The following is a 17,402-nucleotide window of genomic DNA, read 5'->3' on the forward strand; positions in this document are numbered from 1 at the left end:
CTTAGCCATGCTCCGCCTGAAGCATAACGGGAAATACAATGGTGCAGCGTGCGCCCTGCTGATCGAAGATCAAATCGAACTCTCCTGCGAGGTCATGTTCCACACAGCGCTCCATCAGTCGCGTGCCGAATCCACGCCTCTTGGGCGGTGTCACAGGGGGCCCCCCACGTTCGAGCCATTCGCATTCAAGAGTGCCTTGCGATTGGTCGCCGCCACGAATCTTCCAAGTGAGTGATACGCATCCATCCGGCGCAGAGAGCGCACCGTATTTTGCCGCATTGGTCAGAAGCTCGTTGAAGACCATGGTGACGCTCAGCGCTGTCCGTGCATCCAGGTTGACATCGGGCCCGCTCGCCACGACCCGTCCGCCCGAGACCGGCCCGACGATGTCATGGATTAGCTTTTCGAAAGGCGCGTCTTGCCAGTTTCGCAGCGTGAGCAGATCATGCGCACGAGCAAGCGCCAACAGCCTACCGGTGAACGTTGACACAAACTCATCCAGGTCGGCAGCATGCCGAGCAGTTTGGCTCGCGAGGGACTGCACCGTCGCGAGGGTGTTTTTTACACGATGGTTCAGCTCGTCAATGAGCACCTTCTGGGCATTCTCCCCTCGCTTGCGCTCGCTGATGTCGACGAGCATGTTGATGGCACCAATCAATTTTCCGTCTGCGTCGCGCAGCGGCGTCGGGTAGGGAATAAAGGGCACCCTTCTTCCGTCAGGTCGCTCAGCGATTGCCTCAGCACCGCGAACGGGACGGTTTTCACGCAAGGCCACTGCCATCGGACATTCATTGTGCGGCAGGGGTGAACCGTCAGGCCAGTAGAGTTTCCAGGTGACGCACCATTCGTCGCCTGGCTGCGGTGTCCTGCCCGCCATCTCGACTGCGGCCCTGTTGAAGAAATTGATGCGCCCCTCAGCATCGGTCGTGTAGATCGCAGCGGGCAAGGCCTCAAGCAGATCGCGCATACGCTGCTCGCCTTCCCGCAAACGATCCTCGAGCTGTTGGGTGGCAGTGACATCCTGGGCGACGCGCACGCCATAGAGAAAGCGGCCTTCCGCATCGCGCACGGACGAGCTGAAAATATCAAGATGTCGGACGGAGTCGTCGGGCCGTACGACCCGCTTGCGAATGGCATAGTTCGCGATCTCACCGCGTACCTGCTGCGCGTATAGCTCGCCATCCTGCAACCGGTCGTCGAGATCGGTGTAGTCGGAGAAAGTCGTTCCGAGCAGTTCGTCGTGGGAGCGTCCCGTGATTCGACAGAGGGCATCATTGACCCGCAAGAACCGGCCAGTTTCATCAGTTTCCGAGATGCCGACGTTTGCTGCCTCATAGGTAGCCGCGAGCCGCGCTTCGCTGGCCTGCCGCTGCTCTTCAGCCGCACGCAATTGCGTCACATCGACTGTGAAGCAGCGCGTGTTGGTAAATTTGCCGTCCACAAACCGGCTGTTTGACGTAATTAGCACATGCCTCACGGAACCGTCGCGCGCCCGCAACCGCGCCGGATAAGCATCGAGCGCCTGCCCACACGAGAGGCGGTGCAGGATGTCGCCAATCACCGGCGCGTCGGCATGAAACTCTGCAATGTGGCGGCCGATATACTCTTCGGACCTGTACCCCAGCATATCCAACTCGGCTTTGTTGGCGCGAAGGATAATTCCTTCGCCACTAACGAAGTGAAGCCCAACGGCCCCATTCTCGAAGAAGTCCTCCAGATCCTGCGTTTTCCGGCGGAGTTCGTCCTCAACCTGTTTGCGTCCGGTGATGTCCTGAAAGCAATTGATGGCGCCCTGGATATGACCGGAATGGTCACGCAGTGCGCGGATGTTGACTAGTGCCGTAAACCGAGACCCGTCCGGCCGCGCCATGATGACTTCGGCATTGCGCGTGGGCGTGCCAAGCCGAACCGCGGTCGCCATCGGACAATCGCTATGGGCAAGCGGGGTACCGTCGAGCAGGTAGAGTTGATGCGAACCGCAGAAGCGTTCCTTTTTGGCAGGGTCGGGCGTTCGGCCCCACGATTCCACGGCCTCGGTGTTGTAAGCGACCAGGAGTCCCTCGTTGTCGCAAAGATAAACCGCCCCAGGAATGGCATCGAGCGCGGCACTACCGGCCGCCACCAGCGCCTCGAACTCCGTAGGCCGTCGATGGACGGAGAGCGGAAATTCCTCGACATTGGACATAAATGCATCTCTCGGGGCGAGAGGGGGCCCGACATCGGGCGATTCTGTTCGGAAATGGCGGACTCCCCCGTTGGGTCGCCGAACAAGCCCTAACGCGTTAGAGAGCTGATGGTTCCCCTGTGCCCTACTCAGAGCCGCCTGGCGATGCTCGACTGGTGCGAGGTCTCGCGTCCAGCCCCGGGTGGTGTGGCTCGAGGGGAATCCAGGCGGGCGCCTGGTTATTCTCGATGAAGTTCCCCCTGTCGACGCCAGGCTCACGCCACCGTCTGCGCTTGGGCACCTGACAGCAAAGGCGACGCGCGAAATCCGATGAAGCTGCTGACCGAGTATCTTGAGCGCGCAGTGCAACTTGAACAGCTTGCGGCAAGACCTGCATTCCCTGCGCGCCGAGTTGCCGGGTACCCGCCGAGGTCTGCGAGAGGATGATACGACAGAGGATCGGTCTTCCCGACGCATGCGAACACTGGTGACCCTGATGGCCCGGTCGAGGCCTGTCCGCTAATCAGATCGCATGCGCGCTGATATCCATGTGGCCCGGGAGCGCGCGCTTCAATCAGAGGCCGGATACATTGATGCAGGCCGTTCTCCGCCGGATCGACGAAAGCCTCTTGCAACGCGCGGCCGGACCATACATCAGGGTCAAAGTCTGCCTTACTCGCATCACCCTGTTCGGGTCACCTACGGGAAGCAGACCTCGCGACGCTTTGACTTAAGGTCAGCCTCGGGCCAATGACTGCCCTTCGCGTTAGAAATGCTGACTCATTTCCAACCGCCTTTATCTCGGCGCGCGACTTTTTGCCTCATCGCCTGAACTTTGGGATCCGTCGAACAAACACAGATATCTGACGGGAGTTAAGACTCCCGCAAGGTTCACATCAGCGGATACGTTTGTATGAGTCGCAATGCGGCTCGCAATGCGAACTGACGACGCACCTTGTGCGGAAGAGCCCAGATCCGAGTCATCCAGAGGTATCGCTGCCTTCCAGGGAAGGAGGAGACCTCATGCAACTCAAGCAAACCACAATCCGCATGTTTGTCGCCGCGTGTCTCACCTGGACCACGTCAGTTTTGGCGCAGCCAAGCGAACCTCAGGACCCAAGAATCAAGGCGGCCATGGACCTCTTGGTGTCGATCGCGGCCCAGCTTGGTCCGCCAAGGATCGAAGGTACCGAACCCGTTGCCGGCAAGGAGGTACCTATCATTTATTTTGGTTCGGCAAAGATGAACAATAGTTTCGAGCTAGTCGACGAGGTCGTGAGGAAAGCGCAGGGCACCGCCACAATCTTCGTCAGAAACGGTGACGAGTATGTTCGGGTCGCGACTAACGTGAAGAGAGATGATGGCTCCCGAGCGATCGGAACCATTTTGGATCCTAAGGGCAAGGCGATCGAGTCCATCAAGAAGGGCGAACCGTTCTATGGCGAGGTCGACATCCTCGGCAAGCCCTACGTCACCGGCTACAAGCCTATCCGGGATGCCTCGCAAAACGTGGTCGGCGTCTACTACGTCGGCTATTTGAAGTAGATCGCCTCTGCCGTCTGTCGCGCGGCCAACGTGCCTCAACGTCCATGCCAACCGCGCTTGGCGCGCGGTGAGGGTACGAAACGCTTGCATCGGTGACTACATTTCTCAGTTCGCGCTTCCCTGGAGTTGCGGAATGTCTGCCTTGGGCAAAATCGGCTGTGGACGTGGGCCCTGCCGTTTGTCTGGTCGACCGAAGAGCAGACGCGACGACGATCAGGCTCAAGGGCAGCAACGGGCCCAGGCTGTGTGAAAACGCCAACGCGCTCAATCGCGATAGAAGAAGTTATTCGTTCAAGACCGCTTCAGTCGCTCAACGCGCAAGCTGGTTAAACTTAGGGGTGGGACTGAAAAATTTCATTCTTCGCTGCGTTTCGATTTTTGAGTTTTTACACAGCCTGGGCCCAGTTGCAGACGTTTGTTGCGGCCGACGGTAAGGCGACTTTCAGAGTTCGAATAGCGGGAGGGAGACGACTGTCGGGCTTTCAACGAATTTGGCCCCGGTGAGACACCAGGGCCACAACCGAGCCGTCGGGCACAATGACGACAGCGACTTAGCTGGTCGCGACTTTTCGGACCGGCGGGACCGTCCAGGTTCCATTAATAATGGAAGGAGACTTCTCGTTCGGCCAGTACATCCGTAGCATCAATACGAACTTGCCAGCCGGAGCCGGGAGCCAGTTGCTCTCCTTGTCGGAACCCGGCGAGTCCTTCTGGATGTAGAGATCGACGGATCCGTCGGCGCTTGCCTTCAGGTTCTGACGCGGGCTGATCGAGTACCTATTGATCGGATTCGGCACGAAAAAATAATCGGCATCGTACATCGTCAACGACCAGAACCCGCCGACCGGCGGAAGCTGGCCCTTGGCAAAGCGCATCACGTATTTGTTCTTGCCTTCGTAGTCGCGGCCATCGGCATCCTTTAACGAGGTCGGATACACGGCATCCTGAACGCGATTTGCACCAAGCCCGATTGCGGTCACGAGAGCCCGATTGAGATAGTCGGTGCCGTAAATCCCGGTCTCGCTGTCGTAGGCCCACCCGTTCTTGTTCCGGATCGACTTGCCAATCTTGAACTGAAGCATGATCCGGTCAAACGCGAACTGCGGTATGCGCTTGGCGAGCGCTGGGTCGAACTTGCTGGTGTCAAATTCCTTGCCGGGTACGAGGCCGATCTTAGCGAACTTCGCCAGCTCTGGAGCATCTGCTGCCGCGGGAGGGTTTCGCTTCATAAGCTGCGCCAGCAGGGTGAAGTAGGCGACGGCATCCATCGCATTCACCTGCTCACGGACGGCCGTCTTCATGTCGACTGAGGGATCGACCTTGCCCGGCGGCGTGGTATATGGCTTGCCATACGAGCTGAGCGGAACAAGCTTGCACTGATCCTGCAGCGCGTGGACCGCCGCATAGTCCTCGGGCGTCCCCGTGCAATAGATGCGTCCCAATATCCAGACGATACTGGTGGGCGATCTGTACTCCTTCACGCCGGATGGCAACGTGCCTTTCCAGCCCGGGCCGGTGATGGCGTAAGTCTGCGCCTTATCGCCAGTGGTCCTCTTTCCAGGTACCCGGAACACGTTGGTCCACCCGTCCAGCATCGGGAAAAGGAAGTAGCGATCCTTCATGTCGGGAAGGCTAATGACCCAAGGCTCGTCGCCGACATCAACGAATGCCGTTGTGTACAGTGTGTCGGCGTTGGGTGCCGTTACATCGCGAAAGCTGGCGTCCGGATACTGACGCAATTTGATGAATTGCCCCATCGGGCCGCGCGTACCGATGGGAGAAGCGACGTTGGTAACAATGCGCCGGGTCATCTCCATCGTCACGAGCGGGTAGCCGTAAACGTATGCATCGGTCGCCAGCCAGAAGTCGTCGCCAGCCTCCGCCGCCCTCAATAGCGGGCCTTCAAACTCGGCACGGGCCGAGCGGGCAAGAGCGAGGGTGGAGACGGCGACAGCGAAAGTGGCGAGTGCCTGACGGCGGCTGACGATCATGGATATTTTCTCCCTGAAAAGAAATCGTCCAAGCAATCTGCTATCGCTATCTTAGATAGAACTTGACATGGATCAACAGCATCCCAGTTTGGCCCTCGTCAGCTTCAGGTCATTCGCGTCGGTCAAAACACGACAGGACCAGAGCGCCCCCGTGCGTTCTGAGCTTCATGATTGCTTCCCTCAGTGTTGGCTGCTGAAGCCCGGGCCGCAGCTTTGCCCACTCGAGCCGACGGTCCTTGGCCAGTCGCTTCAGGCTCATTCAGGCTGTCGGTCGCCTTTGTGTGCGACAAACTGTCCGAAGCGCACTCAGTGCGCGATGCAGTTCCGGCAGGTGTTCTCACGGCGGGATCACAAAGTAGTGCCAACCGCTTTGCATTGAGCGAGCCAAGTCATTGCACGGTCCCAATGACCGGTTTGGGTCAAAGCGCGAAGAACTCAGTTGAGCAAATCTGGTCTGCCCTGCCGCGATAAGCGGACCTCCGTCAGGCGCGGCGCAACTTCGCTGATGGGCCACGAGCTGACGTTCGCCTCCATGCGGCTTGCGCTGGCTCGGAACCTGTCCCAAGCTTTTAAGTTGGTCCCACTCCCTTTCGAGTTCCAAAAATGACCGCCGTCGGGGATGCCGGCAGCCTCGAACTGATGGTCAACGCGATTGTCGATTACGCGATCTTCATGCTCGATACGGAGGGCTTGCCGAGATGTTCGGTTGGCGGTTCGCGAGACACTCCAGTACGCCTATCGTACACAGTGACCATTGAAGCGATGGGCCGTACAAATAAACTGGGATATCTCTCATTTTCACGTCGCCGGTTTCACCATCTCGAACCGTATCGATGCGATATGCTCGGCGTTCGTTGAATTTCAGTTCATGGCCTCCACCGCTGATTAGGTCGTGAGAGTTGCCGCCGCGTGCGGCGACGCGGTCGATGCCGTGCTCATTAGAGTTTCTCGCCATGTGCAGGTAATTCAGCAGCGGGTCTATTCTTCGCTCATGTTTCTGCCGGCCGAACCACGGCGCGCTCTCGGTACCTTTGGCTCCTTGCTCCAGTTTCGAATAGATCGCCGATGATGCGATTAGGAAATCGGACCACGCCTTCAGCGGTCTCGAAATTGTCGGCTGCCTTTCTAGAGCAGCCGGAGTCTAGTTGGACTTGTTCAGCGAGCGTCATTGGCTCAACGAGCATCACTGGACAAACAATTTGATTGGGTTGAGGGCTCGTCACCGGCTTTGCTGGCCGATGACAAGTCAGCCCATCGGAAATTTTTCCGCCGTCGGTCGTTGACTCCGAAATGTTGGTATTTTTGTTGGTATCGCGCGTGACCGCCGCAAAAAAACAAAGCAATTTCAGGTTGTTAAGTGCCAATTTCCATTACCTCGCGGGTAATGGAAGGGCTGAAATCCGCATGCTAGGTTTTGGACCATGAACGCACACGCATCCACGGCACAGGCCGAACGCAGCCAGCCGGTCCATATCGGCGATCATTTGCGCGAATGGCGGCAGCGCCGCCGCATGAGCCAGCTCGATCTTGCCGGCGAAGCGGAAATCTCGGCGCGGCACTTGAGTTTTGTCGAGACCGGACGCGCTGCGCCCTCGCGCGACATGGTGCTCAGGCTCGCCGAGCGGCTCGACGTGCCCTTGCGCGAGCGCAACGTGCTGCTGGTCGCGGCGGGTTTCGCGCCCGCGTTCCCGCAGCGCCCGCTGGAGGATCCCGCCTTGAAATCAGCCCGCCAGGCAATCGACCTTGTCCTCAAAGCGCATGAGCCCAATCCCGCGCTGGCGGTCGACCGGCATTGGAACCTGGTCTCCGCCAATCGCATGGTCGCGCCGCTGCTCGACGGCATTCCGCCGCGGCTGCTCGGCCAGCCCTTCAATGTGCTGAGGCTTGCCTTTCATCCCGAGGCGCTGGCGCCGCGCACCGTCAATCTCGCGGAATGGTGCGGACATCTGCTCGAGCGGCTGCACCGGCAATGCGAGGCGACGGCCGACCCTGAGCTGATCAAGCTCTACAACGATCTCAAGAGCTATCCCATTCCAGCGCGCTCGGCGCCGTTGTCCAGCGACACTGTCGCGATTCCCTTCAAGCTGCGCCACGATGGAGAGATACTAAGTTTCTTCTCCACCACCATGGTGTTCGGCACGCCCGTGGACATCACGCTGTCCGAGCTGGCGCTGGAGACGTTCTTTCCGGCGGATGAACGCACGGCCGAGCGGCTCAAGCAGATGGCAGCAGTCATGTCCTAGCGGCCATATCGGGCGCCCTTGCCTCGGGACGGGTTCGGCTTATCTTGGAGCGAACTCGCACCGCCCGAAGGAGGCGCCTGACATGAGCACGCTCAAACCGCTCCAGATCGACGTCGTCTCCGACGTGGTGTGTCCCTGGTGCTATATCGGCAAGCACCGGATCGAGAGCGCGCTGGCGCTCGTGCCTGACGTTCCGGTGAAGCTGAATTTCCGTCCCTTCTTCCTCAATCCCTGGGTGCCGCGCGAGGGCATCAGCCGCGAGGCCTATCTCACCCAGAAGTTCGGTTCGGTCGAAGCGTACAAAGGCATTGCCGGGCGCGTCGTTGCGGCTGCAAGCGAAGAGGGCCTCGTCTACAAGCCCGAGCTGGTAGCGCGCCAGCCCAATACCACCGATTGCCATCGCCTGATCCTGTGGGCCGAGGCGATCGGCAAGGCGCCCGAGATGAAGCAGCGCCTGATGGAGCTCTACTTCCGCGACGGCGGCGATCTCACTGATCTCAATGTGCTGGTGCAGGCGGCCGCCGATATCGGCCTCGACGCCGAAGACGTGCGCAAGCGCCTCGCCACTGACGAGGACGTTGCACGCGTGTCTGCCGACGCACAGGAAGCCGCCGAAAAGGGCATCTCAGGCGTTCCGACCTATGTCTTCGCGCAGAAGTATGCCGTCTCCGGTGCGCAGGATCCGAATCTGCTCGCCCGTGCCATCCGCCAGGTCTCGGAGGAGATCAACGCGCAAGCGGCGGAGTAGTCTTCGCTACGTTCGGAGGCGGTGCACCACGCGTCGCGCCGCCTCGTGAGCAGCGTTGAGGCCAGCCAGGGTTGCGTGAATCAGCGCGACGATCGGATCGTTTCGCCGCAGCGGGATCAGCACGTCGCCGATGGCGAAGCGTCCGCGCCAGATCGGATTGATCATGGGATGGTCGGCGCTCGCGGTGGAATCCGCACTCGCAATGGCCGGATCGGCGCAGAGATGGCGGGTGAGGTCGAGCGTGAGCTGCACCCCCGGCGAAAGTTTTGCAAAATGCTCGTCGATGCCGAGCTTGAAGAAGAAGGCGCGCTGCTGATGGCGCAGCACGATGCCGGCCGCGATCGGCGTCGTGCCGGCACGCAAGCTGACGATCTCGCACTGTGCAGTTTCCGCCAGGGCCGGCACGGCGCGGCGGATGAAGGTTTCATCGCCCGGATGCTGGATCAGGGCGGTGCCGCGCTTGCCTTTCCAGCCGCTGGCTTCGAGCTGCAAGAATGTTTCGAGCGCAAGCCTGATTTCGTCCGGCTTGCGCGCGACTTCGAAGGCGACGGGCCCGTGCTCTTCCAGACGATGACGCTGGCGGCGCAGCTCCTTGAGCTTCTTGGTGCCGAGCGCCTCGCGCAGCAGCATCTCGCCATCCTGCGTCGCATCGAGGCTGGCGCGGATGTAGCAACTGAGCACGCGAGGCTTCAGGCTGTCGCGATCCAGAACCTGTTTGAGCGCATTCATCGCCGCGCCGTCGAGCGCGACGTCGTTCAGCACGAGCGCATGCGCGCCGGCCTCACGCGCCTGCTGCAACAGATGCGCGGCGGCCTCGATCGGGGCGTCGCGGTCGATCAGCGGGCTGCACAGCGTGCCATAAGGATGCGCGCTGACCAGCGCGGGGAGGGGGATCTTCCAGGCGCGCCGGAGCGAGATCACCGGCATCAGCCCGATCAGCCGCACCGAGGATCCATCATATGCGGCAAGCGCGGAGGCATCGGTGCGGCTGCGCGCACTCGCGCTGACGGCGAGCTCCCAGGCAGGCAGATAATATCCGTTCGGCTCGACCGCGCGCTGCGCCAGCGCGCGCCACTGGCTGACGTCGATCGCAGTGAGCGGGACGCGCGCGGCCATGGCCGCGGCGTGCCTTGCCGATGCCGGATTGATCGCAGCCTGGTGAGCGATGTCGACCACGTCCCGTTGTTCCCCGTTCAGGAGGTTATGCTTAGCGCAAAGATTGGAAAATACCGTTGGGACGCAGCTTCAATTCGAGTGGTAATATTAACACCCCGTTCAGCATCCGGGCCGACGATCGCCGGCCGTATTGATGGACGAAGGATTGCTCTCGCCCCGGAGGATCACCATGATCGCGACATCATTCACGCCGATTGCTTCGCTCCTAGGTGGCGCGTTGATCGGTCTGTCCGCCGTGCTCCTGATGTGGGCGACGGGGCGTATCGCCGGGGTCAGCGGCATCGCGGCGCGGCTGTTTCCGCCTTATGAGGACCGCGAGTTCGCCGGCCGGCTGGCCTTCGTCGCGGGACTCGTCGCCGCACCTCTCCTGGTTCTGCTTGTGACCGGACGCCTGCCGGCGCAAGCGATCGCCGCGACGATTCCGGCGCTGATCATCGCCGGATTGCTCGTGGGCTTCGGCTCGGTGTGGGGCAGCGGCTGCACGTCCGGCCATGGCGTCTGCGGCCTGTCGCGGCTGTCGGCGCGCTCGCTGGTTGCGACCATCACCTTCATGGCGACGGGCGTCGCCACCGTCTTCGTCCTGCGTCACTGGAGCTGACGACGATGACAATCCTCGTTCAATTCGCGATCGGCCTGATCTTCGGTCTCGGCCTCATCATCTCCGGCATGTCCAACCCGGCGAAGGTGCTGAACTTCCTGGACGTCGGCGGCATCACCGCGGGCACATGGGACGCCAGCCTCGCCTTCGTGATGGCCGGCGCGGTCGCAGTGACCTTCATCGGATTCAGCCGTGTCCTCAAGCTTCCACGTCCGTTTCTCGCCGAGCGCTTCTATGTACCGACCCGAAAGGACATCGACTCCAGGATTGTCGTTGGTCCCGCGATCTTCGGCATCGGCTGGGGATTGGCGGGCTTCTGTCCCGGTCCGGCACTCACCGCACTCGGATTCGGTTCGCGGTCGGCCTTCGTCTTCGTCGCTGCGATGTGCGCTGGCATGATGCTCGCGCGCTTCATCGCGAACCTTCCGTGGTCGGCGCGCGTTGCCGCGGCAAGCGATCCGCTCGAGACCTGAAACGACGAGACCGGGCGAATTGTCTCGCCCGGTCCCGCCCATCATCACTTCATCGATTACCAGCGGTCGCCGACACCGACGCCCACGCTGACGCCCGGCGTGTGAATGCCGACGCCGGCCCGCGGACCATCGTCCCAGTCGCGATAGGTGCGACGCTCGTAATAGCGCTCACGCGGCATCCTGGCGTAGGAGTCGCGCACGACCACGCGCGCGCCGCCATGCGTGCGATAGCAATTGCCGGCATCGTCGCACACGAGCCGCACTTCCTGGATCAGATCCGGGCTGGCGTATTCGCTGGTCGTATAGATGTCAGCGGCCTTTGCGCCGCTTGCCGCTGCCAGGGCTCCGACGCCAGCCAGCAGTGCAATCGTAAACGTCCTCATCACGTCCTCCTCGATACTGCCCTCGGCGGTAACAAGAAGCGGAGGCGGGGATCGTTCCGGCCCATTTACAGGTTTTTCCCGGAACTGCGCGAGGCGTCTTGGTCCCAGGTCTTGGTCCCAGGTCTTGGTCCCAGGTCTTGGTCCCAGGTCTTGGTCCTAGATAGGCTCGTAGGTTTCCGTTCCACACATGTCGTCGGCTTCGGCACGCCGGCGATCGACGACCTTTCCGCTTGATATCGTCACAATGTAGGTCTGCATGCCGAGCGCGGTGCCGGTCGCCGAGGTCAGCTGTGCGCGGACGCAGGCGGTCCAGCCGGGTCCTCGCACCTGATGATGTGGCGGTGCCACATGCACCTCGCGTGGATAGGAGGTGTTAAGAAAGACCACATCGAGCTGCTCGCGTACCACGCGTTTGACGTCGGGGGGCGGCTCGGGCGGCGGCGGCTCGGCTTCCTTCACGCGCATGAACTCGGGCAAGGGCGCCCGGCTGTCGGCAAAGCCGCAGGCACCGAGCGCGAGTGCGCCGCCGAGCAGCGCCGCATGAGCAATGATCCGCAACATCCCTGGAGGTCCCCTGCGGGCGAACAGATAGGCACGAATGCGATCTGGCGAAGTACCGGCCGATCAACATTTGCTGAAGGCCGGTTTGCTGAAAACATGCGCCGCGCGGCATTTGCTATTATGGGATTGCAGACTAGTTTGTCCGCCAGAGGTGGGGGATTGCACCAATGAAGATTTTGGTCATTGCGGCCGCCGTGCTGGCGCTGACGGCTGTCTCGGCCGAGGCGCAGGGCCGCGGCAGAGGTCAGCCCAATGAAGGCGGCCAGAAGGCGGACAACAAGCCCAAGCTCGACGACAAGGCCTACAAGGCTGCGCTCGAGCGCATTCCGGAGCCCAAAGAAAAATATGATCCGTGGGGCGGGGCCCGCCCCACCGAGCCCGCCAAGAAGCCGAAATAAAGCGAGACGGGCGTTGCGCTTGCGCATCCGCCTGCATATCGCCGGCGCGCTCATTGCGCTCTTGTGTGCCGCGCCGCCGTGCTCGGCTTGGGAGAGCTGGGGCGGCGATGCCGGCGGCTCGCGCTTCTCGCCGCTACGACAGATCACGCCCGACAATGTCGGCCAGCTCGTCCGTGCTTTCGAATATCACACCGGCGATCTCGCCGCGCGCGCCCCCGAGGTGATGCGGCGAACCAAATTCGAGGCGACGCCGCTGTTCGTCGAGGACAGCCTGATCTTCTGCACGCCGTTCAACGAGGTGATCGCGCTCGATCCCGGCACGGGCGCGCAGAAATGGCGCTACGATGCGAAGATCGCGACCAATCAGCGTCCCGCCAATCGCTATGTCTGCCGCGGCGTCACCTGGTGGGTTGACGATCAGGCGCCGCCAGATGCCGCTTGCCGATCGCGCATCTTCATGGGCACAAACGATGTCCGCCTGATCGCGCTCGATGCGAAGACCGGCATTCCCTGCGCCGGTTTCGGCAGGCACGGCGAGATCAAGCTCGATACCGGCATGCGGCTGGATTGGCCGGGCGAATTCCAGATCACCTCGCCACCGGCGGTCGGCCACGGTATCGTCGTGGTCGGCTCCGCGATCGCCGACAACAGCCGCGTCGATGCGCCGAGCGGCAGGGTCCGCGCGTTCGACGCGCGCAGCGGCGAGGCGCGCTGGACCTTCGAGCCACTCCAGCGTGACGGCATTGAAGCCGGCCACGCCAATGTCTGGGCGCCGATGTCGGTCGACGAGACGCGCGGGCTGGTTTTCCTGCCGACGACCTCCCCGTCGCCGGACTTTTGGGGCGGTAGGCGGCCGGGCAATAATGAACACGCCAATTCGGTCGTCGCGCTGCGCGTCGAAACCGGGGAGCTCGTATGGGCATTCCAGACCGTGCATCACGACGTCTGGGATTACGATCTGGCGGCGCAGCCGACGCTCGCGCGCCTCGACACCGGCGAGGGCCTACGCGATGTCGTGATTCAGGCGACCAAGCAGGGCTTTGTGTTCGTGCTCGATCGCGACACCGGCAAGCCGGTCTGGCCGGTCGAGGAGCGCGCGGTGCCGCAGGGCGGCGCCGAAGGCGAAAGATTGTCGCCGACGCAGCCGTTCCCGACGCATGTGCCGGCACTGACGTCGCAAACGATCTCGGCCGATGATGCGCTCTCGCTCCTGCCCGGGCTGGGCCGCGCGTCTTGCGAGCGGCAGTTCGCCGAGGCGCGCAACGAGGGGCTGTTCACGCCGCCTTCGGTGCAGGGCACGCTGGAATTTCCATTCACCGGCGGCGGGGTGAACTGGGGCAGTGCGGCGTTCGATCCGGCTGGTCAGATCCTCTATGTCAACACCAGCCGTGCCGTTCATCTCATCAAGCTGATCCCGCGCGCGGAGGCGGCCGGATTCAATCCGCCGCCCGGTCATGATTTCGGCCGGCAGCGCGGCGCGCCATTCGCGATGTCACGCGCGATGGTGACCTCGCCGCTCGGCATGCTCTGCAACAAGCCGCCATGGGGCGAGATGGTGGCGGTCGATCTGAAGGGCGGAAAAATCCTCTGGCGCGCGACGGTCGGCACCACTGAGGATCTTGCGCCATTGGGCGTGCCGCTGCCTTGGGGCGCGCCGCTCCTCAACGGGCCGGCGGTCACCGCCGGCGGTGTCGTCTTCACCGGCGCGATGGATGCTTATCTGCGTGCCTTCGATGCGCGCAGCGGCGCGGAGCTCTGGCAGGGCCGGCTGCCGGTGCCCGGCGTCGCCAATCCCATGACCTATCTCTGGAAGGGCGAGCAATATGTCGCGATCGGCGCCGGTGGCCACTCCGAGGCGGGCACCTCGATCGGCGACAGCGTCGTTGCGTTTCGTCTGGCACGGCCCGGCGAAGCGCTATCGTTATGGTCGCGCACGATCGATCGTCCGGGCGGACGATTTGTTGCGGCATCGACGACGATCGCTCTCGCGATCATCGCGCTTGTGACCGCGGCGCTGCGCTGGCGACGCCGTCGTCGTATCACGCCCTCTTGATCGCGATGTGCATGCGATGCGAACGCTTGTTCACATCGCGCGAATTATTGCACGAAGCCGAGGCCGACGCGCCGGTCGCTACGCCATACGGGGCGGCAATTGCGCACGAAATTATCGCGCGCGATGGAGAGCGTGAATGATTGCGGCAGTGTGACGGGTGAATCGAGGTCGATCGCCGCGCCGCCTTCAGACATGTTTCGCACCGTGCACGCGATGCCGGTGTTTTCAAAGGTGATCGTCCCTCCCTTGAAAACACGGTGACGCTGCGCTGCACGCTTCTCGATCATTGGGATTCATCCAAAACGACGATAGTGAGATAGTGCATAGAAATTACGTTGAACTAAACTCAATACTGGCGCTACTTGTGCAACACTTCAGATTTCGTTTACGACGTTGAAGCGGTGGGTCACTTGCTCGCCGATTTTCCGACAAGCTTTATGGCCTTACGCTCCGATGGAGATGGAGAGCCGCGGCGCTTTGCGCTCTCGCGGCTCTCTTCTTTGCCGGCCAATGCTCAGCCCGGCAGCATCGCGAACGCGCTCGACACCATCGCGACCTGTTTGTTGTCGGCGGCCGAGAGCAGCGTGACGCGGCCAAAGCTCATGGAGCGTCCGAGTCGCACCACGCGCGCATCGGCCAGCACGTCCGACGAGGAGACGGCGCGCATGAAATGCGTGGTCTGGTCGACCGTCGTCATCGGACGGTAGCCGCGATTGGCGGCGAGGTTCGCGATCACCATCGCGGTGTCGGCGAGCGCCATCAGCGCCTGGCCGCAGACCACGCCGCCGTTGCGGCACAGCCGCTCCGAAAACGGCATTCGCAGCAGCGCGCCGGGCTGCCAGTCCGGCACGTCCGCCGGCTGGATGTGCTCGATGCGCTCGACGGCGAGGTTGAGATCCTGGACCCAGGGCGCAAAGACCTCGCCGAGGATCCGTCTCGCATCAGCGATGCCGAACTCGGCTTCTGGCTGCGTTTGCATTGCTGTCGTGTCCTCCATCGTTGCCGGATGTCTCGGCGCATTCTGCGCGGATCGGCGCGGCAAAGTCACCCGTCCCGGCGCTGGCCCCGTCGGCTTGAAAATGCCTGACTTCGCCCGGTATGATAGCGCGCTTGGGAGCGGGTGGACGATGTTGCGTCGGTGTGTCCTCGTGTTTTCGCTGATGGCACTTGGCCTCGTACTGGAGGGCTGCACCAGATGCGGCCCGATCTGGGACGATTGGCTGCACACGCCGAAATCGTGCCGGTCGGACCGGCTCTAGCGCGCCGTTCGGCCCCGAGCGGCCGTTGACAGGGATGACTAGGCGCGGTTGATCCGCCCCTGATTGAATGATCGAGGAGTGAGTGATGAAGCTTTTCCGTATGGCGGCGGTGCTGCTGGCCGTGGTGGCGGGACCTGCCTACGCGCAAATGCCCAATCTCAATCTGCTGCAGGAGGGCCCGGGCAAGACCCCCGAGGAGAAGGCCGCGGACGCCGAACGTGAGAAGGCCTACAAGGAAACGCTGAAGAAGATTCCGGACGCCAAATCGTCCAGTGATCCCTGGGGCGGCATGCGCTCCGACCCGCCGAAGCAGCCGGCGGCGCCGAAGGCCTCGGCCGCAACCAGCGCACCGAAGAAGGGCAAGATGGGTACCACGGCCAACTGACTGCGACGTCCGTCGGAGGCCGCAACGACGCCTCCGGAATAGGACTCCTCTTCCGGCAACTCGCTCCCTACATTGAGCCGGTCAGTATTGCGTAGAGGAGGGCGGACATGGCCGACCGGCCGAGGGATCTCGCCGAACGGATGGCGCGCCGTCGCAAGACCGGCGGCAAGCCGGGCGCGACCACCGGCGACGGCTATCTGCGCGAGACCTTCATCCTGCCGCGCCCGGCGGCGCGGGCGAGGGCGGAGGCCTTCTTCGCCCGCTACCCCAAGGCCGGCTATATGAGCGCCGTCGAGACTTGGCGCGAGCTGCCCGGCGGCGAGATCGAGTTCACCATGCGGCGGCTGCCCAGCGCGGATTAGGGCGGGCCCCTATTCCAAGGTTTCTGCGACGATGCGGATCCGGAACACGGGCTCCTTGGCCTCGTCGAGCAGCTCCATATGCCATTCAGAATTCTGCTGGAGCTTGCGGGCGATGCCGGCCGCCATGTCGGCGCAGACGCTGGTCATCTCCCGCCAGGCCGAATCGCGATCGACAAATTCCGTCGCCTGGTCCGCACAGCCGGAATAGCGGCCGTTCCGGATTCGAAAGAAGTAGAGCGGCATGGCTGGCACCGATCATGCGTGACGGCCCCGCCCCCCAAGGCCACGGGCGCGCAGTGCAGTCCCAAACCATGCCCAGATCAATTCCGGGTGGCTACGGAATGGGCCCCCGTCGAACCGCGACGGCATGCTGCGCCGAGACCGGCCCGCCGCCTTGCTCAAGTCGTGTTCCGAAACAGACGAGGTCGAATTTCGAAAGAGGCCATCCGCGAGAGGCGGTACTCCGTGGTTCTCCGACCATGAACAGAGTTCCGAACCGGCGCGCGACACTGATCGACGCCGGCGCGCGGCAGCGCGCATCGGGCCGCATCTCTGCGGGCACCGGCATGTGCCTTGCTTGGCCTCACGACGGCAGCAACAAGCAACGACATGGGCGAATCATGCTCGGCATCCCTCGCCGCTACAGTCATTTCGTCTTCGGCGTCGTCCAGTCCGGACTGACCTCGCTGATCGCGGCAGGGATCGCCAGCTTTCCCGCGGCAAGCGCGACGCTCTTCCTGCAGCACTGGACGCTGTCGTGGCTGGTCGCATGGGCTGCGATGCTGCCGATCGTGCTCGTGGCCGCACCCGCGATCCGCGCCTTCTCGCTGCGGCTGACGCGGGAGGAGACCGCCCCGCGAACGGGCGGGCAGGCCTGAAAAAACCCGCTTGGGGAGAGCCAAGCGGGTTAGAGGTTATTGGAGGCTGAGGTGCTGGGCTGCAACACCATAGCCCGACGACCCTAGCGGCCTCAGCTTACGGCAGCCTGACATTCCGGCAGATCGCGCCGCTTGCGTGTCGTGCAACGAGAAAACCCCGCTCGGTGCCGAGCGGGGTCATCGAC

At 62.5% G+C, this 17,402-nt stretch carries 20 protein-coding genes; 11 read left to right on the forward strand and 9 right to left on the reverse strand.

Annotation, left to right across the window (positions count from 1 at the left end):
* Position 1: 1 nt before the first annotated feature.
* Positions 2 to 2,185 (reverse strand): PAS domain-containing sensor histidine kinase, encoded by a 2,184-nt coding sequence (locus tag ACVWY3_RS05745; protein ID WP_456837590.1) that lies wholly within the window; start codon positions 2,183 to 2,185, stop codon positions 2 to 4.
* Positions 2,186 to 3,187: 1,002 nt separating this feature from the next.
* Here ACVWY3_RS05745 and ACVWY3_RS05750 point away from each other — a divergent pair.
* Complete coding sequence (locus ACVWY3_RS05750) at positions 3,188 to 3,709, forward strand: Cache 3/Cache 2 fusion domain-containing protein (RefSeq protein WP_456837591.1); 522 nt, start codon at positions 3,188 to 3,190, stop codon at positions 3,707 to 3,709.
* Positions 3,710 to 4,260: 551 nt separating this feature from the next.
* Here the strand turns inward: ACVWY3_RS05750 and ACVWY3_RS05755 are convergent.
* On the reverse strand, positions 4,261 to 5,700 hold the full coding sequence (locus ACVWY3_RS05755) for a DUF1254 domain-containing protein (RefSeq protein ID WP_456837592.1): 1,440 nt from the start codon (positions 5,698 to 5,700) through the stop codon (positions 4,261 to 4,263).
* 603 nt (positions 5,701 to 6,303) lie between these two features.
* Here ACVWY3_RS05755 and ACVWY3_RS05760 point away from each other — a divergent pair.
* A complete protein-coding gene (locus ACVWY3_RS05760; RefSeq protein WP_456837593.1) occupies positions 6,304 to 6,558 on the forward strand; it encodes a hypothetical protein in 255 nt (84 codons plus the stop codon).
* Positions 6,559 to 6,689: 131 nt separating this feature from the next.
* On the opposite strand, the gene ACVWY3_RS05765 is transcribed toward ACVWY3_RS05760, so the two are convergent.
* Positions 6,690 to 7,064, reverse strand: a complete 375-nt coding sequence (locus ACVWY3_RS05765; RefSeq protein ID WP_456837594.1) for a hypothetical protein — start codon at positions 7,062 to 7,064, stop codon at positions 6,690 to 6,692.
* A gap of 57 nt (positions 7,065 to 7,121) precedes the next feature.
* On the opposite strand from ACVWY3_RS05765, the gene ACVWY3_RS05770 reads away from it, so the two are divergent.
* Both ACVWY3_RS05770 and ACVWY3_RS05775 read left to right on the forward strand, forming a co-directional pair.
* On the forward strand, positions 7,122 to 7,943 hold the full coding sequence (locus tag ACVWY3_RS05770) for a helix-turn-helix domain-containing protein (protein WP_456837595.1): 822 nt from the start codon (positions 7,122 to 7,124) through the stop codon (positions 7,941 to 7,943).
* A gap of 82 nt (positions 7,944 to 8,025) precedes the next feature.
* Positions 8,026 to 8,691, forward strand: a complete 666-nt coding sequence (locus ACVWY3_RS05775; RefSeq protein ID WP_456837596.1) for a DsbA family oxidoreductase — start codon at positions 8,026 to 8,028, stop codon at positions 8,689 to 8,691.
* A gap of 6 nt (positions 8,692 to 8,697) precedes the next feature.
* Here ACVWY3_RS05775 and ACVWY3_RS05780 read toward each other — a convergent pair whose 3' ends face one another.
* Positions 8,698 to 9,867: a GNAT family N-acetyltransferase gene (locus ACVWY3_RS05780; RefSeq protein ID WP_456837597.1), complete on the reverse strand. Its 1,170-nt coding sequence runs from the start codon at positions 9,865 to 9,867 to the stop codon at positions 8,698 to 8,700.
* Between the two features lie 169 nt (positions 9,868 to 10,036).
* On the opposite strand from ACVWY3_RS05780, the gene ACVWY3_RS05785 reads away from it, so the two are divergent.
* Positions 10,037 to 10,465 carry a YeeE/YedE family protein gene (locus ACVWY3_RS05785; protein ID WP_456837598.1) on the forward strand — a complete coding sequence of 143 codons (429 nt, stop codon included), beginning with the start codon at positions 10,037 to 10,039 and terminating at the stop codon, positions 10,463 to 10,465.
* A 5-nt stretch (positions 10,466 to 10,470) separates the two neighbouring features.
* Positions 10,471 to 10,938: a DUF6691 family protein gene (locus ACVWY3_RS05790; RefSeq protein ID WP_456837599.1), complete on the forward strand. Its 468-nt coding sequence runs from the start codon at positions 10,471 to 10,473 to the stop codon at positions 10,936 to 10,938.
* Positions 10,939 to 10,994: 56 nt separating this feature from the next.
* Here ACVWY3_RS05790 and ACVWY3_RS05795 read toward each other — a convergent pair whose 3' ends face one another.
* Together ACVWY3_RS05795 and ACVWY3_RS05800 are read right to left on the reverse strand one after the other, a co-directional pair.
* Complete coding sequence (locus ACVWY3_RS05795) at positions 10,995 to 11,321, reverse strand: hypothetical protein (RefSeq protein ID WP_456837600.1); 327 nt, start codon at positions 11,319 to 11,321, stop codon at positions 10,995 to 10,997.
* A 156-nt stretch (positions 11,322 to 11,477) separates the two neighbouring features.
* On the reverse strand, positions 11,478 to 11,882 hold the full coding sequence (locus tag ACVWY3_RS05800; protein WP_456837601.1) for a hypothetical protein: 405 nt from the start codon (positions 11,880 to 11,882) through the stop codon (positions 11,478 to 11,480).
* Between the two features lie 167 nt (positions 11,883 to 12,049).
* On the opposite strand from ACVWY3_RS05800, the gene ACVWY3_RS05805 reads away from it, so the two are divergent.
* Together ACVWY3_RS05805 and ACVWY3_RS05810 are read left to right on the forward strand one after the other, a co-directional pair.
* Positions 12,050 to 12,280 carry a hypothetical protein gene (locus tag ACVWY3_RS05805; RefSeq protein ID WP_456837602.1) on the forward strand — a complete coding sequence of 77 codons (231 nt, stop codon included), beginning with the start codon at positions 12,050 to 12,052 and terminating at the stop codon, positions 12,278 to 12,280.
* On the forward strand, positions 12,228 to 14,333 hold the full coding sequence (locus ACVWY3_RS05810) for a pyrroloquinoline quinone-dependent dehydrogenase (protein ID WP_456837603.1): 2,106 nt from the start codon (positions 12,228 to 12,230) through the stop codon (positions 14,331 to 14,333). The genes ACVWY3_RS05805 and ACVWY3_RS05810 overlap by 53 nt, the downstream gene beginning before the upstream one ends.
* A 44-nt stretch (positions 14,334 to 14,377) precedes the next feature.
* Here the strand turns inward: ACVWY3_RS05810 and ACVWY3_RS05815 are convergent, their stop codons facing one another.
* Both ACVWY3_RS05815 and ACVWY3_RS05820 read right to left on the reverse strand, forming a co-directional pair.
* Positions 14,378 to 14,620: a PilZ domain-containing protein gene (locus tag ACVWY3_RS05815; RefSeq protein WP_456837604.1), complete on the reverse strand. Its 243-nt coding sequence runs from the start codon at positions 14,618 to 14,620 to the stop codon at positions 14,378 to 14,380.
* Between the two features lie 227 nt (positions 14,621 to 14,847).
* Positions 14,848 to 15,312, reverse strand: coding sequence for a PaaI family thioesterase (locus ACVWY3_RS05820; protein ID WP_456837605.1), 465 nt, complete (start codon positions 15,310 to 15,312; stop codon positions 14,848 to 14,850).
* 365 nt (positions 15,313 to 15,677) lie between these two features.
* Here ACVWY3_RS05820 and ACVWY3_RS05825 point away from each other — a divergent pair, with 365 nt between their 5' ends.
* Together ACVWY3_RS05825 and ACVWY3_RS05830 are read left to right on the forward strand one after the other, a co-directional pair.
* A complete protein-coding gene (locus ACVWY3_RS05825; RefSeq protein ID WP_456837606.1) occupies positions 15,678 to 15,977 on the forward strand; it encodes a hypothetical protein in 300 nt (99 codons plus the stop codon).
* A 107-nt stretch (positions 15,978 to 16,084) separates the two neighbouring features.
* Entirely contained in the window at positions 16,085 to 16,339 is a 255-nt protein-coding gene (locus ACVWY3_RS05830; RefSeq protein WP_456837607.1) for a hypothetical protein, read from the forward strand.
* A gap of 9 nt (positions 16,340 to 16,348) precedes the next feature.
* On the opposite strand, the gene ACVWY3_RS05835 is transcribed toward ACVWY3_RS05830, so the two are convergent.
* On the reverse strand, positions 16,349 to 16,582 hold the full coding sequence (locus ACVWY3_RS05835; protein ID WP_456837608.1) for a DUF6894 family protein: 234 nt from the start codon (positions 16,580 to 16,582) through the stop codon (positions 16,349 to 16,351).
* Between the two features lie 377 nt (positions 16,583 to 16,959).
* Between ACVWY3_RS05835 and ACVWY3_RS05840 the strand changes: the two genes are divergently transcribed.
* Complete coding sequence (locus ACVWY3_RS05840; protein WP_456843299.1) at positions 16,960 to 17,217, forward strand: DUF2798 domain-containing protein; 258 nt, start codon at positions 16,960 to 16,962, stop codon at positions 17,215 to 17,217.
* Positions 17,218 to 17,402 lie beyond the last annotated feature (185 nt).

The sequence above is a fragment of the Bradyrhizobium sp. USDA 4486 genome (genome assembly GCF_054057995.1).

What these genes read in the sequence shown, in the direction of transcription:
- ACVWY3_RS05745 (WP_456837590.1), bottom strand. Translation starts at nt 2,185, where the DNA reads ATGTCCAATGTCGAGGAATTTCCGCTCTCCGTCCATCGACGGCCTACG.
- ACVWY3_RS05750 (WP_456837591.1), top strand. Translation starts at nt 3,188, where the DNA reads ATGCAACTCAAGCAAACCACAATCCGCATGTTTGTCGCCGCGTGTCTC.
- ACVWY3_RS05755 (WP_456837592.1), bottom strand. Translation starts at nt 5,700, where the DNA reads ATGATCGTCAGCCGCCGTCAGGCACTCGCCACTTTCGCTGTCGCCGTC.
- ACVWY3_RS05760 (WP_456837593.1), top strand. Translation starts at nt 6,304, where the DNA reads ATGACCGCCGTCGGGGATGCCGGCAGCCTCGAACTGATGGTCAACGCG.
- ACVWY3_RS05770 (WP_456837595.1), top strand. Translation starts at nt 7,122, where the DNA reads ATGAACGCACACGCATCCACGGCACAGGCCGAACGCAGCCAGCCGGTC.
- ACVWY3_RS05775 (WP_456837596.1), top strand. Translation starts at nt 8,026, where the DNA reads ATGAGCACGCTCAAACCGCTCCAGATCGACGTCGTCTCCGACGTGGTG.
- ACVWY3_RS05785 (WP_456837598.1), top strand. Translation starts at nt 10,037, where the DNA reads ATGATCGCGACATCATTCACGCCGATTGCTTCGCTCCTAGGTGGCGCG.
- ACVWY3_RS05790 (WP_456837599.1), top strand. Translation starts at nt 10,471, where the DNA reads ATGACAATCCTCGTTCAATTCGCGATCGGCCTGATCTTCGGTCTCGGC.
- ACVWY3_RS05795 (WP_456837600.1), bottom strand. Translation starts at nt 11,321, where the DNA reads ATGAGGACGTTTACGATTGCACTGCTGGCTGGCGTCGGAGCCCTGGCA.
- ACVWY3_RS05800 (WP_456837601.1), bottom strand. Translation starts at nt 11,882, where the DNA reads ATGTTGCGGATCATTGCTCATGCGGCGCTGCTCGGCGGCGCACTCGCG.
- ACVWY3_RS05805 (WP_456837602.1), top strand. Translation starts at nt 12,050, where the DNA reads ATGAAGATTTTGGTCATTGCGGCCGCCGTGCTGGCGCTGACGGCTGTC.
- ACVWY3_RS05810 (WP_456837603.1), top strand. Translation starts at nt 12,228, where the DNA reads ATGATCCGTGGGGCGGGGCCCGCCCCACCGAGCCCGCCAAGAAGCCGA.
- ACVWY3_RS05815 (WP_456837604.1), bottom strand. Translation starts at nt 14,620, where the DNA reads ATGATCGAGAAGCGTGCAGCGCAGCGTCACCGTGTTTTCAAGGGAGGG.
- ACVWY3_RS05820 (WP_456837605.1), bottom strand. Translation starts at nt 15,312, where the DNA reads ATGCAAACGCAGCCAGAAGCCGAGTTCGGCATCGCTGATGCGAGACGG.
- ACVWY3_RS05825 (WP_456837606.1), top strand. Translation starts at nt 15,678, where the DNA reads ATGAAGCTTTTCCGTATGGCGGCGGTGCTGCTGGCCGTGGTGGCGGGA.
- ACVWY3_RS05830 (WP_456837607.1), top strand. Translation starts at nt 16,085, where the DNA reads ATGGCCGACCGGCCGAGGGATCTCGCCGAACGGATGGCGCGCCGTCGC.
- ACVWY3_RS05835 (WP_456837608.1), bottom strand. Translation starts at nt 16,582, where the DNA reads ATGCCGCTCTACTTCTTTCGAATCCGGAACGGCCGCTATTCCGGCTGT.
- ACVWY3_RS05840 (WP_456843299.1), top strand. Translation starts at nt 16,960, where the DNA reads ATGCTCGGCATCCCTCGCCGCTACAGTCATTTCGTCTTCGGCGTCGTC.